At 75.9% G+C, this 13,804-nt stretch carries 12 protein-coding genes; 1 reads left to right on the forward strand and 11 read right to left on the reverse strand.

Annotation, left to right across the window (positions count from 1 at the left end):
- Positions 1-30 precede the first annotated feature (30 nt).
- The 10 genes from FBY24_RS07090 to FBY24_RS07135 all read right to left on the reverse strand — a co-directional run bounded on the left by FBY24_RS07090 (position 31) and on the right by FBY24_RS07135 (position 12,710).
- Positions 31-2,298: a glycoside hydrolase family 9 protein gene (locus FBY24_RS07090; RefSeq protein ID WP_142159297.1), complete on the reverse strand. Its 2,268-nt coding sequence runs from the start codon at positions 2,296-2,298 to the stop codon at positions 31-33.
- Between the two features lie 158 nt (positions 2,299-2,456).
- Entirely contained in the window at positions 2,457-3,188 is a 732-nt protein-coding gene (locus FBY24_RS07095; protein ID WP_142159299.1) for a carbon-nitrogen hydrolase family protein, read from the reverse strand.
- Positions 3,189-3,390: 202 nt separating this feature from the next.
- Positions 3,391-4,071, reverse strand: a complete 681-nt coding sequence (locus tag FBY24_RS07100; protein ID WP_140458120.1) for a response regulator — start codon at positions 4,069-4,071, stop codon at positions 3,391-3,393.
- Positions 4,068-6,620, reverse strand: a complete 2,553-nt coding sequence (locus tag FBY24_RS07105; RefSeq protein ID WP_370511023.1) for an ATP-binding protein — start codon at positions 6,618-6,620, stop codon at positions 4,068-4,070. The genes FBY24_RS07100 and FBY24_RS07105 overlap by 4 nt, the downstream gene beginning before the upstream one ends.
- A 50-nt stretch (positions 6,621-6,670) precedes the next feature.
- On the reverse strand, positions 6,671-7,246 hold the full coding sequence (gene kdpC / locus FBY24_RS07110) for a potassium-transporting ATPase subunit KdpC (protein ID WP_142159301.1): 576 nt from the start codon (positions 7,244-7,246) through the stop codon (positions 6,671-6,673).
- 20 nt (positions 7,247-7,266) lie between these two features.
- Positions 7,267-9,348 (reverse strand): potassium-transporting ATPase subunit KdpB, encoded by a 2,082-nt coding sequence (gene kdpB, locus FBY24_RS07115; RefSeq protein ID WP_142159303.1) that lies wholly within the window; start codon positions 9,346-9,348, stop codon positions 7,267-7,269.
- On the reverse strand, positions 9,345-10,961 hold the full coding sequence (gene kdpA / locus FBY24_RS07120; protein ID WP_222117280.1) for a potassium-transporting ATPase subunit KdpA: 1,617 nt from the start codon (positions 10,959-10,961) through the stop codon (positions 9,345-9,347). The genes kdpB and kdpA overlap by 4 nt, the downstream gene beginning before the upstream one ends.
- Positions 10,962-11,005: 44 nt before the next feature.
- Complete coding sequence (gene kdpF, locus FBY24_RS07125; RefSeq protein ID WP_142159307.1) at positions 11,006-11,098, reverse strand: K(+)-transporting ATPase subunit F; 93 nt, start codon at positions 11,096-11,098, stop codon at positions 11,006-11,008.
- A 261-nt stretch (positions 11,099-11,359) separates the two neighbouring features.
- Entirely contained in the window at positions 11,360-11,578 is a 219-nt protein-coding gene (locus FBY24_RS07130) for a CDGSH iron-sulfur domain-containing protein (protein WP_142159309.1), read from the reverse strand.
- Positions 11,571-12,710 carry an iron-containing redox enzyme family protein gene (locus FBY24_RS07135; RefSeq protein WP_142159311.1) on the reverse strand — a complete coding sequence of 380 codons (1,140 nt, stop codon included), beginning with the start codon at positions 12,708-12,710 and terminating at the stop codon, positions 11,571-11,573. The genes FBY24_RS07130 and FBY24_RS07135 overlap by 8 nt, the downstream gene beginning before the upstream one ends.
- 143 nt (positions 12,711-12,853) lie before the next feature.
- Between FBY24_RS07135 and FBY24_RS07140 the strand changes: the two genes are divergently transcribed.
- Positions 12,854-13,171 (forward strand): Lsr2 family protein, encoded by a 318-nt coding sequence (locus tag FBY24_RS07140; RefSeq protein ID WP_142159313.1) that lies wholly within the window; start codon positions 12,854-12,856, stop codon positions 13,169-13,171.
- Between the two features lie 32 nt (positions 13,172-13,203).
- On the opposite strand, the gene FBY24_RS07145 is transcribed toward FBY24_RS07140, so the two are convergent.
- On the reverse strand, positions 13,204-13,665 hold the full coding sequence (locus FBY24_RS07145; protein WP_222117215.1) for an ATP-binding protein: 462 nt from the start codon (positions 13,663-13,665) through the stop codon (positions 13,204-13,206).
- Between the last annotated feature and the right edge of the window lie 139 nt (positions 13,666-13,804).

Here is a 13,804-nt window from a genome sequence, read left to right on the forward strand (position 1 = left end):
AGGCCCGGGTGCGTCCCGGGCGTGCACCGCTCAGGAGCAGGTCGAGCCGTTCACGGTGAACGCGGTCGGCGCGGCGTTCGTGCCGCTGTACGAGCCGTTGAACCCGATCGTCGTCGACCCGCCCGGGGCCAGCGCACCGTTCCAGGCGGCGCTCGTCGCGGTCACGGCCTTCCCCGTCTGGGCCCACGTGGCGCTCCAGCCCTGGGTGACCTGCTGGTCGCCCGGGAACGTGAAGCCCAGCCGCCACGACGACCACGCCGTGCTGCCCGTGTTGGTCACGGTGACCGCGGCGGTGAAGCCGGACGTCCACGAGCTGGCCGTGTACGTGACCTTGCAGGTCGCGGAGGACGTCGGCGTGGGCGTCGGGGTCGGCGTGACCGTGGGGCTGGGCGTGGGCGTCGGCGTCACGGTCGGCGTGGGGGTGGGCGTGACCGTCGGGGTCGGCGTGGGCGTGGGCGTCGGGGTGGGCGTCGTGCCCCCCGCCTGCTCGGCGGCCCACGCGGTCAGCCACACGAGGGCCGAGTTCCAGTTGATCGCGACCTCGTTGACCGAGTACGCCTCGATGTGGTCCACGAAGCACTTCTGCGCCGCGCACCCGGCCAGCTGGGATGCCGCCAGCGGGTCCTGCAGCTCGCTGTTGGGACCGCCGGAGAACGACCCGGGCGGGGCGGTCGGCAGCGACGCGTCGGCCTGGTTGGCCCAGAACCGGTGGTGCACGTTGCGCACGGCCTTCTCGCCGTAGCCCGCGACGTACGACTGGTTCAGCGGGTTGCGGCCCTGGAAGTAGTCGAGCGCTCCGAACACGGCCGTGCGGTACTTGGCCTCACCGGTGAAGTCGTGCGCGAGGGCCAGCACGTTCGCGTTGTTCGCGACCTGCCCGTTGGAGCCCCAGTAGTAGACGTTGCCCGCGTTGTTCGGTGCGGGGTACGCCTGCGTGGCCAGGCGGGCGAGCGCCGCGTCCGCGAACCGCACGATCGCGGCCCGGGTCGCGGTGACGTCGGCGGCGGGCAGGCCCGTCGGGACGAGCGCGAGGGTCGTGTCGCCGAGCCCGCCGGTCCAGCCCCAGTCGTACCCGCGCTCGGTGAAGCTCGTGCCCCGGTAGAACGACGAGCCCGTGACGTCGGCGCGGTACCCGGCCTCGCCGGTCGTCGCGTACAGCTCGGCCGCGGCCCAGTAGAACTCGTCGGTGACCGTCTTGTCGCCGTAGGCGCCGCCGCCGGTGCCGTCGGTGTCCGACGCGATGCGGTTCGGGTTGGCCTTCGCCGCGGCGTACGCGGTGCGCGCGGCGGCCAGCGCCCGGGTCGAGAACGCCGGGTCGTACGTCGCCCACAGGCGCGACGCCTGCGCGGCCACGGCTGCCATGTTGAGCGTCGCGGCCGTGCTCACGGGGGCCAGCACGCGGCGCTGGGCGTCCTGGGCCGGGATCGTCGGGATGCCCGTCCAGCTCTCGTCGTGCATCTTGTGGTGCACCATGCCGGCGTCGGTGCGCCCCGCGGGCACCTGCATCCGCAGCAGGAACTCCAGCTCCCAGCGGGCCTCGTCGAGCACGTCCGGCACCCCGTTGGCCTGCTCCGGGATCGCGGCCGTCCCGTCGCCGAGCGCCGCGCGGTCGGCGCCGGCCACGTGCAGGGTCCGCTCGTACGCGTTCTGCAGCTGCCACGTCGCGATGCCGCCGTTGACGACGTACTTGCCGTGGTCGCCGGCGTCGTACCAGCCGCCCCGCACGTCCAGGCTGTACCCGCACGACGTGCGGCACGGCACGCTCGTGTCGCCCTGGTTGGGTGCCACGCCCAGGTGCCCGGCCGCCCGCGCGTACGTGCTGCCGACGTACCGGGACTCGATCGCGATGCCGGAGCGCTGGTGGTAGAAGAACGCCAGCGAGTCGGCCTTCAGCCGCTCCAGCGGGTCGGCCGAGATGTCGAACGGCAGGCTGCTCGCCCCGCCCGCCGACAGCACGTACCCCGTGCCCGGGGTGTCGTACGCCGAGAAGTCCACGCGGTGCGTGCGGTCGCCGGACAGCGCGTCCGCGCCCTGCACCGTGGTCGTCCCCTCGGCGACCGTGCGGCCCGCCGCGTCGCGCAGCGTCCACGCGACCGGCGTGGTCGACGTGCTGACGAGCGTCGCGACCTTGGCGACGCCCGGCACGTACGCGACCTGGTTGACCTTGACCGCGGTGCCCGGGTCGGGCGCCGCGACGGCGGCGGGCGCGCCGACGCCCGCGACGGTGAGGGCGGTGGCGACCGCGAGACCGGCGGCCCAGCCGCGGCGCAGGGCACGCCGTGGGGTGATCGGAGACATGGCAGTCCTCGGGTGGGAGCGGACGAGGCGGCGGCGCCCGGCAGCGGCCGCCCGACGCTGGGTCGAGCCGCTGCGGCACCGCTCCCAGCACCCTAGGACGACCGCTCGTCGCCCCGACCCCCTGCGCGGCGACGGAAACGATTAGGGCGTGCGCTGCGTCAGGGAACCGGCACGACGAGGAGCTCGTCGTCACGCCCTACCGCGGTCCGCACGGCCGAGCCGTCGGGCGCCCAGACCCCCGAGCCGCCGGCGGAGCGCTGACCCAGCGGCCGGCCCGCGGTGTTGGCCGCGACGACGGTCATCGCGTGGTCACGGGCGCGTGCCGCCATGCGCCCGGCCAGGAGGGACTCCTCGCCCTGGGTGTACAGGACCGAGGTGGCATAGACGTCGGCGCCTGCCGCACGGGCGGCCGCCGCGTGCTCGGGGGCCGCCGTGTCCGCGCAGACGGCGAGCGCCACGCACCAGCCGTCGACGTCCAGCGTCGTCGGACCGGCCCCAGGGTCGAACCAGCGGACCTCCTCACCGTGGAGGTGGGTCTTCGGGGCGACGACCGTCGACCCGTCCGGCGCGAGCACCACCGAGGCCAGGTGATGCGCGGCGCCGGTGTCCACGGGCGCGCCGACGACGGTCCACACGCCCCGGTCCGCGCTCAGTGCCCGCAGGCGGTCGAGGCGTCCGTCGTCCGGCGTGAACCACAGGGTCGCGTCGGCGAGTGCCGCGAGGTCGTACCCGGTCAGCGACAGCTCGGGCAGGACGACGAGCGCCGCACCGGCGTCGGACGCCCGCGTGACGACGTCGACCGCGCGTGCGATGTTGCCCGTCACGTCGCCGACCGCGGAGTCGAGCTGCGCGACGCCCACGACGAGGGGACGGTCGGGGCGCTGCGTCATGCCGGCACCGTCCGGTCACGGGTCACGACCGACCTCCGCGTTCACCGCGTGCCGACCGTCCGGCGCGCTCCTGCGCGGCGGCCCGGCGGGGCCGTCACGACGGTCCCCAGGGTAGGCGGGACGGCCGTCCACCGGGTGCGGATCGGCCCGCCGCGTCCGGTGCCGTCGGGCGGTCGCGCAGCCGAGCGCACCGGCGCAGCGGTCAGGGCTGGAGGCGGTAGCCGAGGCCCGGTTCGGTGAGCAGGTGGCGGGGGTGGGCCGGGTCGGGCTCGAGCTTGCGGCGCAGCTGGGCCATGTAGACGCGCAGGTAGTGGGACTCGCCGTCGAGGTGGGGGCCGCGCAGCTCGGTGAGCAGCTCGCGGCGGCCGACGACCTTGCCGGCGTGCCGGGCGAGGACCTCGAGCATGTGCCACTCGGTGGGCGTGAGGCGCACCTCGGTGCCGTCGGCGGTGGTGACGACGTGCCGGCCCAGGTCGACGGTGAACGCGGAGGTGGCCACCACGGGCGGGGTCTCGTCCTGGGGGCGGCGGCGCACGGCGGCGCGGATCCGCGCCAGCAGCTCGTCCATGCCGAAGGGCTTGGTCACGTAGTCGTCGGCGCCCGCGTCGAGGGCCTCGACCTTGTCGTCGCTGGTCTGCCGGGCCGAGAGCACCACCACGGGCACGCCCGACCAGGAGCGGACGGTGCGCAGCACGTCCATGCCGTCCAGGTCGGGCAGGCCCAGGTCGAGCACCACGACGTCGGGGCGCCAGGACGCCACCGCGTCGAGGGCGGTCGCGCCGGAGTGGGCGACCGTCGCCTCGTACCGGTGGGCGCGCAGCGTCACCGCCAGCGCACGCGCCAGCGCGGGCTCGTCGTCGACGACGAGGACTCGCGTGCTCACGCCCCACCTCCCGGTCCGCGCCCCGGCAGCGGGAGCGTCAGCACCATGGTGAGGCCTCCGCCGGGGGTGTCCTCCGCCTCCAGGGTGCCGCCGTTGGCGCGGACGAACCCCTGCGCGACCGCCAGGCCCAGGCCCAGGCCGTGCCCGCGGGGCGCGTCGCCGAGACGCTGGAACGCGGCGAACATGCGGTCCTTGCGGTCGTCGGGCACGCCCGGGCCGTGGTCGACCACCCGCACCACCACGGCGTCCGGCACCTCCTGGGCCACCACGCGCACCGGGCGGCCCGGCGGGCTGTGCCGCACGGCGTTCTCCACGACGTTGGCCAGCGCGCGCTCCAGCAGGCCCGCGTCGGCGTCCACGAGCGGGAGCTCCTCGGGCACGTCGACGTCGACGGCGCCCTCCGGCACCGCCCCGAGCGCGCGCAGCACGACCTCGTCGAGCGTCACGGGGTCGGCGTGCACGGCCAGGGCGCCCGCGTCGAGGCGGCTCATGTCGAGCAGGTTGTCCACCAGGTGCTGCAGCCGGTCGCTCTGGTGGTCCACGTCCGCGAGCAGGTCGTCGCGGTCGGCGGGGGAGATGCGGTCGCCGACGCTGCGCAGCGCCGTCACGCCCGCCTTGATCGCCGCGAGCGGCGTGCGCAGGTCGTGCGAGACCGCCGCGAGCAGGGCGGTGCGCATCTCGCCGCGCTCCCGCTCCGCACGGGTCAGGCGCGCCTCCGAGCGCAGCCGGTCACGCTCGACGACGGCCCGCAGCTGCTGCCCCACCGCGGCCACGAACCGCACGTCCTGCGGCGCCAGCGTGCGTCCGCGCAGCGCCAGCAGCAGGTCGTCGTCCACGGGCACCGTCGCCGTCGCGTCGTCCGCACCCGCCGGGGCGTCGCCCGCCGACGTGCCCCGCAGCTCCCACCGCGCCGGCGGGCGCCCGTCGCCGGACCGGCCCAGCAGCGCCACGCCGTCCAGGCGCAGCGACTCCCGCAGCTGCTCCAGCACGGCCGGGACCGTCTCCGGCACGGTCAGCACCGCGCCCGCGATCGCGGTCAGCGTGTCCGCCTCCGCCCGGGCGCGGGCCGCCTCCACCGTGCGCCGCGCGGCGAGGTCCACGACCGTCGACACCCCCACCGCCACGGCCAGCAGCACCGCGATCGCCAGGGCGTTGCGCGGCTCCGCGATCGACAGCGTGTGCAGCGGCGCCACGAACAGGAAGTTGCCCAGCAGCCCGCCCAGCACCGCGCTCAGCAGCGCCGGCCGCAGCCCGCCGACCAGCGCCACCCCCACCGTCAGCGCCAGGAACAGCATGAGCACCGTCGGCAGCGTCTCGATCCCGCCCGCCGCCCGCAGCAGCGCCGCCAGCACCGGCGGACCCAGCCCCGCCAGCGCCCACGCCAGCGCGACCCGGCGCACCGACAGCACCCCCCGCGGCCCCGGCCCCCGCACCCCGCGGCCCGCCTCCTCGTGCGTCACCACCAGCACGTCCGTGTCGCCCGAGCCCTGGATCACCCGCGCCGTGATCCCCGGCGACAGCGCCGCCGCGACCCGCCGCCGCCGCGTCGCCCCCACCAGCACCTGCGTCGCGTTCACCCCGCGCGCGAAGTCCAGCACCGCCTGCGCCACGTCGTCGCCGAGCACCGTGTGCCACGACCCGCCCAGCTGCTCCACCAGCGCCCGGTGCCGCCCCAGGGAGTCCGGCGCGACCCCCGTCAGCCCGTCGCCGCGCAGCACGTGCAGCGCCAGCAGCTCCCCGCCGCTGCCGCGCTGCGCGATCCGCGCCCCGCGGCGCACCAGCGTCTCCGTCTCCGCACCGCCCGTCACCGCCACCACCACGCGCTCGCGCGCCGGCCACGCCTCGTCGATGCCCTGCTCGCGCCGGTACGCCGCCAGCGCCTCGTCCACCCGGTCCGCCGTCCACAGCAGCGCCAGCTCCCGCAGCGCCGTGAGGTTGCCCACCCGGAAGTACTGCGTCAGCGCCGCGTCGACCTTCTCCGCCGCGTACACGTTGCCGTGCGCGAGCCGGCGACGCAGCGACTCCGGGCTCATGTCGACCAGCTCGATCTGGTCCGCCCGGCGCACCACGTCGTCCGGCACCGTCTCCTGCTGACGCACCCCCGTGATCGCCTCGACCACGTCGTTCAACGACTCCAGGTGCTGCACGTTCACCGTCGTCACCACGTCGACGCCCGCCGCGAGCAGCTCCTCGACGTCCTGCCACCGCTTGGCGTGCCGCGACCCCGGCGCGTTGGTGTGCGCCAGCTCGTCCACCAGCACCAGCGCCGGGCGCCGCGCCAGCACCGCGTCGACGTCCATCTCCGTCAGCGTCGCCCCGCGGTGCAGGACCGTGCGCCGCGGCACCACCTCCAGGCCCTCCAGCAGCGCCGCCGTGTGCACCCGCCCGTGCGTCTCGACCAGCCCCACCACCACGTCGACGCCCCGCTCGGCCCGCCGGTGCCCCTCGTCGAGCATCGCGTACGTCTTGCCGACGCCCGGCGCCGCACCCAGGTACACCCGCAGCCGCCCGTGCGGGGACGACCCGTCACCGCGCGCCGCCGCCTGCACCGAGCCGACCTCCTCCGTCGTCGCCGCGCCCCGCACGGGACCGGCGCCCCTCACCCGAGCGCCGCCAGGGACGCGTTCAGCTCGACCACGTTCACGCGCGGCTCGCCCAGCACCCCCAGGTCGCGCCCCGCGGTGGCCTGCCCGACGAGCGTACGGACGGTCGCCTCGTCGAGCCCGCGCTCGCGGGCGACACGCGGGACCTGCAGCTCCGCGTACGCGGGGGACACGTGGGGGTCGAGGCCGGACGCGGACGCGGTGACGGCGTCGGCGGGCACGAGCGCGGGGTCGACACCCTCGCGCGCGGCGACCTCCGCCCGGCGGGCCTCGACCTCCGCCAGCAGGTCGGGGTTCTCCGGGCCCAGGTTCGACGCGCCCGAGGCCAGGCCGTCGTACCCGTCCCCGGCGGCGGAGGGGCGCGGGTGGAACCACCCGGGCCCGTCGACCGCCTGGCCGAGCAGGTGCGAGCCGACGACCTGCCCGTCGACCTCGATCAGGGAGCCCTCGGCCCGGTCGGGCACGAGGCGTCCGACCGCCCAGACGGCGGTCGGGTAGAGCACGCCGAGCACGAGGGTCAGCGCGAGCATCAGCCGCAGCCCCGCGAGGGACTGGCGCAGGAACGGGGTCATGGTCGCAGGCTCCAGGGGGTTCACAGGCCGGGCAGCAGGGAGACGACGAGGTCGACGGCCTTGATGCCGACGAACGGCACCATCAGCCCGCCGACGCCGTAGACGAGCAGGTTGCGCCGCAGCAGCGACGCCGCGTCCTGCGCGCGGTAGCGCACGCCCCGCAGCGCGACGGGCACGAGCGCGACGATGACGAGCGCGTTGAACACCACCGCGGAGAGCACGGCCGACTGCGGCGAGTGCAGACCCATGACGTTCAGCCGGTCGAGCTGCGGGTACAGGCCGCTGAACATCGCCGGGATGATCGCGAAGTACTTGGCGACGTCGTTGGCGATGGAGAACGTGGTGAGCGCGCCGCGCGTGATGAGCAGCTGCTTGCCGATGGCGACGATCTCGATGAGCTTGGTCGGGTCGGAGTCGAGGTCGACCATGTTCCCGGCCTCCTTGGCGGCCGAGGTGCCGGTGTTCATGGCCACCCCGACGTCCGCCTGCGCGAGCGCGGGGGCGTCGTTCGTCCCGTCGCCCGTCATCGCGACCATCCGCCCGGCCGCCTGCTCCCGGGTGATCAACGCGAGCTTGTCCTCCGGCGTGGCCTCGGCGAGGAAGTCGTCCACGCCGGCCTCGTCGGCGATCGCCCGCGCCGTGAGCGCGTTGTCGCCGGTGATCATCACCGTCCGGATGCCCATGCGGCGCAGCTCGGCGAACCGCTCGCCCAGGCCGTGCTTGACGACGTCCTTGAGGTGGATGACGCCGACGGCCCGCGCGGGCTCCCCGGGCACCTGCTCGGCGACCACGAGCGGCGTGCCGCCGGCGGCGCTGATCGCGTCGACGGTGCGGGCGACGTCGGCCGACGGCTCGCCGCCGTTCTCGCGCACCCACGCCTGCACCGCCGACGCGGCGCCCTTGCGCACGCGCCGCAGCCCGGCGTGCTCGGTCACGTCGACCCCGCTCATGCGCGTCTGGGCCGTGAACGGCACGAACGTCGCGTGCGGCAGCTGCGTGCGGAACCCCGTGCGCAGCCCGTAGCGCTCCTTGGCCAGCACGACGACCGATCGGCCCTCGGGGGTCTCGTCGGCCAGCGACGACAGCTGCGCGGCCTCGGCGAGGTCCTCCTCGCGGACGCCCTCGGCGGGCACGAGCTCGACGGCCTGCCGGTTGCCGAGCGTGATGGTGCCGGTCTTGTCGAGCAGCAGCACGTCGACGTCGCCCGCCGCCTCGACCGCGCGGCCCGAGAGCGCGAGCACGTTGCGCTGCACGAGCCGGTCCATGCCGGCGATCCCGATGGCCGACAGCAGCGCGCCGATCGTGGTCGGGATGAGGCAGACCAGCAGCGCGACCAGCACGACCAGCGGCTGCGCCTGCCCGGAGTAGACGGCGAACGGCTGCAGCGTGACGACCGCGAGCAGGAACACCAGCGTCAGCGACGCCAGCAGCAGGTTGAGGGCCACCTCGTTGGGCGTGCGCTGGCGCGCGGAGCCCTCGACGAGGCCGATCATCCGGTCGAGGAACGTCTCGCCGGCGCGCGCCGTGATCCGCACGACGACGCGGTCGGACAGCACGCGGGTGCCGCCCGTGACGGCGCAGCGGTCCCCGCCGGACTCGCGGACCACGGGCGCGGACTCGCCGGTCACGGCCGACTCGTCGACGCTCGCGACGCCCTCGACGACGTCGCCGTCGCCGGGGATCGTCTCGCCCGCCTCGACGACCACGAGGTCGCCGACCGCCAGCGCCGGGCCGGGCACCTGCTCCTGCGTGCCGTCGGGCAGCAGCCGGCGGGCGAGGGTGTCGGTGCGGGCCTTGCGCAGCGACGCGGCCTGGGCCTTGCCGCGGCCCTCCGCGACGGACTCGGCGAGGTTGGCGAAGACCACCGTGGCCCACAGCCAGGCCGCGATGGACCACGCGAACACGGAGGGGTCGAGGACGGCCAGGACCGTGGTGGCCACGGACCCGACCCACACGACGAGCATGACGGGCGTGCGGACGAGGTGCCGCGGGTCGAGCTTGCGCAGCGCGTCGGGCAGGGCCGTCAGCAGCAGCGCGGGGCGGAACGCGCCCGCGCGGACACGGGGCTCGTCGGTGGTGGGGGGCTGGTCGGTGAGCGTCACAGCAGGGCCTCCGCGACAGGGGCGAGAGCGAGAGCGGGGAAGAAGGTCAGGCCGGCGACCACGACGACGACACCGGCGAGGAGCACGGCGAACACCGGTCCGTGGGTCGGCAGGGTGCCGGGCCCGGCGGGCACGCGGTCCTGGCGGGCGAGGCTGCCCGCGAGCGCCAGCACGAGCACGATCGGCACGAACCGGCCGAGCAGCATGACCAGGCCGAGGGCCACGTTCTGGTACGGCGTCCCGGCGGAGAACCCGGCGAACGCGGAGCCGTTGTTGTTGGCCGCCGACGCGTAGGCGTAGAGGATCTCGGACAGCCCGTGCGCGCCGGGCTCCTGCACGGACGCGGCGGTCAGCGCGGGGATGCCGGCGGTGAGGGCGGCCCCCACGAGCACGAGCGTCGGCACCGCCAGCACGTACAGGGCGACGAGCGTGACCTGCCGGCGGCCGATCTTCTTGCCGAGGTACTCGGGTGTGCGGCCGACCATGAGCCCGGCGAGGAACACCGCGAGCACGGCCATGACGAGCATGCCGTAGAGCCCGGCGCCGACCCCGCCCGGGGCGACCTCGCCGAGCATCATGTTCAGCATCGCGGTGCCGCCACCGAGCGCGGTGAGCGAGTCGTGCGCGGCGTTGACGGACCCGGTGGACGTCCCGGTGGTGGAGACCGCGAACAGCGCGGACGCGGCGGGCCCGAAGCGGACCTCCTTGCCCTCGAGCGCCGCACCGGCGGCCTGCGGCACCGTGCCGAGCGCGTGCGTCTCCGCCCACGTCGTCACCGCGACGGCCGCCGCCCACAGCCCGCCCATGACGCCGAGCACGGCGAACCCCTGGCGGCGGTCGCCGACCGCGCGGCCGAAGGTCCACGGCAGGCTGAACGGGATCGCGAGCAGCAGGAACACCTCGAGCAGGTTGGTCCAGGGGCTCGGGTTCTCGAAGGGGTGCGCGGAGTTCGCGTTGAAGAACCCGCCGCCGTTGGTGCCGAGGTCCTTGATCGCCTCCTGCGACGCGACCGGTCCGAGCGGGACCTGCTGCGTGGCGCCGGAGAGCGTCGTGACCTCCTGCGGGCCGGAGAACGACTGCACGACGCCGCCGAGCAGCAGCACCACCGCGGCGACGAGCGCCAGCGGCAGCAGCACGCGCACGGTCGCGCGCACGACGTCGACCCAGAAGCTGCCGACCCGGTCGGCGGCGGAGCGGGCGAACCCGCGCACGAGCGCCGCGGCGACGGCGAGCCCCACGGCCGCGGAGACGAAGTTCTGCACGGTCAGGCCGGCGGCCTGCGCGAGGTGGCCGAGCGTCTGCTCGCCGGAGTACCACTGCCAGTTGGTGTTGGTGACGAACGAGACGGCGGTGTTCCAGGCGCCCGCGGGCTCGACGCCCGGCATGCCGAGCGCGAGCGGCAGGTACGCCTGCAGCCGCAGCAGGGCGTACAGCAGCAGCACCCCGACGGCCGAGAACGCCAGCAGCGAGCGCGCGTACACGGGCCAGGTCTGCTCGGCGTCCGGGTCGATGCCGCCGGCCCGGTAGAGCACGCGCTCGACCCGCAGGTGCCGGGGGCTGGTCCAGGTGCGCCACAGGTGGTCGCCGAGCGGCACGTGCACCGCGGCCAGCATCAGGACGAGCAGGCCGACCTGCAGCCACGCGGCCAGGGTGGCGCTCACTCGAACCGCTCCGGCGCGAGGAGGGACGCGAGCAGGTAGGCGGCGAGAACCACCGCGACGACGAGGGCGACGACGTGCTCCGCGCTCATCGCTCCCGCACCGCCGTCACGAGCAGGGCGAGCAGCGCGAAGACTGCGCAGGTCAGGGCCACGAGGGCGAGGTCGGCCACAGCAGGGGCTCCCGTCGGTTCTCACGCCGACCGGCGCGCCGGCGGCGGGCGGCCCCGCGGCCGCCGTCCGCCATTCACCTCCCGCCCGGGTGGGACCGGCGTCCGTCCTGACGCTCCCCGGACGCCCGCCGCGGTGATCCGGACGCGCCCCGGACCCCGTGCCGTCAGGGGCCGTGCGGCGTCAGCCGGAGTCCCCGCTGCGGTAGCCGTTGACCTTGTGGGTGCCGTCGCACCAGGGCGGGATCCCCGTGCCGCCGCACCGGCACAGGGCCACCGTGGCGCGGCGCCGCTCGACCTCACGGCCCTCGCCGTCGACGATGCGGGCGGGGCCGCGCACCAGCAGCGGCCCGTCGGGGCAGGCGGTCACCGTGACCGGGGCCCGGTCACGGGCGTCACCCACGGGTGCCGCCCGGGACGTCCCGCCACGGGCCCTCCAGCGCGGACCGCCCGGCGGCCCACCGCTCCAGCGCGTGGGCGGCCACGTCGCCCTCGACGGCCAGGCACACCGCGGCCCCGAGCGCCACGTCGTCGGCGAGCGCGGGCTCGTCCTCGACGAGGCCGCCGGCGAGGTCGCGGGCCGCGATCTGCTCGTGCACCGCGTCGGCCTCGACGTGCTCGTCGAAGTACCCGGTCGTCGACGCGTCGTGCCCGAGCCGGCGCAGGCCGTTGCCGTACAGCCGGCTCGGCACCGACGACGTCATCTCGAACGCGGCCAGGTGCCCCACGGCGGCGCCGCGCAGCCGGCGGTGCAGCCCGAGCAGCGACATGGTGTTCAGCGCGACCAGCACCGGGACGGGGACGACGTCGACGTACCGGCCGTAGGTGTCGTCGAGCCCTGCGCCGCGCATCGTCGCCGCGAACAGCTCGGCGTGCATGCGGCCGGCCTGCCCGCCGCCGTACTCGTCGGCCTGGATCTCCACCAGCGCCGCCTTCGGCCCGCCGGCCAGGCGCGGGACCGCCCACGTGTGCTGGTCCGCCTCGGCGAGCTGGTAGAGCGACTTCAGGACGAGCAGCTCGCGGACCTGCTCGGCGTCGGCGTGCCGGGCCACGTACCGCGACAGGCTCGGCCCGTCGTCGGCGGCCGCGAGCGCGAACAGGTGCCGGGCGACGTCGGCGGCACCCGTGGCGGGGCCGCGGGGGTGACCGGCCCGGGCGCGCAGGGCGGCCTCGAACGGGCGCTCGAGCGTGCGCCGCAGGTGCAGCAGCGCGGGCTCCCACTCCCAGGCGTCGTCGACGCCCTCGACCCCGCGGTGGTGCAGCGCGTAGAGGACGGCGAGGGCGAGCTGGACGTCCGCGTCGTGGAGGACCTCGTCACCGGCCCGTGCGGCCGTCGTGGCCAGCGTCTGCGCGGTGGCCAGCCGGTCGTGCGCGTCGTCGTCGGGCGGCCCGGCGGGCAGGACGGCGAGGAGCGCGGCGCTCAGGGGACCCCGGGGGGCGGGGACGGGCAGGCGGGGCTGGTGCCGGTCGGCGGTGCCGGCGGTGGGGCGGGTGGCGGGGCGGGTGGCGGGGTGGTCGTGCAGGGTCGAGCTCATCACGGGCTCCTCGTCGGGGGGCGGAGGCGCCCGTGCTCGACGCCCCTGCCATCGTGCGCGTCGTCCGTCCGGTCCGCGACCGGGACGGTGCCGGGGACGGGCGTCGGCGGCGGTGGTGCCCGGCGTGGGGGAGGATCCTGCGCATGGCCCAGCAGACGCGCGTGATCATCACCGACGACATCGACGGCACGGAGGGCGCCGCCACGTACCGGTTCGCCTGGCAGGACACGGTCTACGAGGTGGACCTCAACGACGAGCACCGCGACGAGCTCCTGCGCGCCCTCCAGCCGTACATCGCCGCCGGTCGCCGGGCGGAACGGCCCGGGCGGCGTGCCGCGGCCGCGACCGTGGACCGTGACCAGTCGAGGGCGGTCCGCGCCTGGGCGCGCGAGAACGGGCACAAGATCACCGACCGGGGGCGCATCCCCGCGTCCGTGCTGGAGGCGTACGAGAACCGCTGACGTCCGGCCCGCGGGTCGGGGCGGGCGGGCGGTCAGGTCAGCGGCATCAGGGCCCAGACGTGCTTGGTCGTCTCGGTCGTGTACCAGCCGACCTCCTGGGAGAGCTTGCGGGCGATCTGCAGGCCGAACCCGCCGCTGCCGACCGCCCGGTCACCGGCCGGCACCGGCCGCGTCGTCAGGTCGTGGTCGGCCACGTCGACGAGGTACGCGTCGTCGCCCGTGAAGAGGCGGACGATCGTCGGGGGGATGCCGTGCAGGAGGGCGTTCGTCGCCAGCTCGGTGGCGATGAGCACCATCCGCTCACCGATCTGGTCGAGCGCCCCCGGGGTGCGCCCCGTGGCCAGCGTGAGGTCGCGGCGCAACGACGACAGCTGCGCCGTGGTCTCCAGCCGCCAGGTCTCGACGAGCGCGTAGCCCTCGGGCATCGGTTGGGTGCGCAGGCCCGCGTCGACGTTCGGTCCGTCGGTGGCGCCTGCTGCGCTGGTCCCGGTCACACGTGCCCCTCGGTCGGTCTCGCTCGGTCTCGGTGCGGTCGACCGCTCGGCCGCACCGCTCCACGGTAGGTGCGCCCGCGGAGGTCCGCGCGTCGGGGGAGCGCACTCCGCCGGGGTGCTCCCGGACCGGTGTCCAGCG

Source organism: Cellulomonas sp. SLBN-39 (assembly GCF_006715865.1).
Classification (GTDB): domain Bacteria; phylum Actinomycetota; class Actinomycetes; order Actinomycetales; family Cellulomonadaceae; genus Cellulomonas.

Bases quoted from the DNA above. Each gene is read 5' to 3' on its own strand.
- kdpF (WP_142159307.1), bottom strand. From the start codon at position 11,098: ATGAGCGCGGAGCACGTCGTCGCCCTCGTCGTCGCGGTGGTTCTCGCC.
- FBY24_RS07090 (WP_142159297.1), bottom strand. From the start codon at position 2,298: ATGTCTCCGATCACCCCACGGCGTGCCCTGCGCCGCGGCTGGGCCGCC.
- kdpA (WP_222117280.1), bottom strand. From the start codon at position 10,961: ATGCTGGCCGCGGTGCACGTGCCGCTCGGCGACCACCTGTGGCGCACC.
- FBY24_RS07135 (WP_142159311.1), bottom strand. From the start codon at position 12,710: ATGAGCTCGACCCTGCACGACCACCCCGCCACCCGCCCCGCCACCCGC.
- FBY24_RS07095 (WP_142159299.1), bottom strand. From the start codon at position 3,188: ATGACGCAGCGCCCCGACCGTCCCCTCGTCGTGGGCGTCGCGCAGCTC.
- kdpC (WP_142159301.1), bottom strand. From the start codon at position 7,246: ATGACCCCGTTCCTGCGCCAGTCCCTCGCGGGGCTGCGGCTGATGCTC.
- FBY24_RS07140 (WP_142159313.1), top strand. From the start codon at position 12,854: ATGGCCCAGCAGACGCGCGTGATCATCACCGACGACATCGACGGCACG.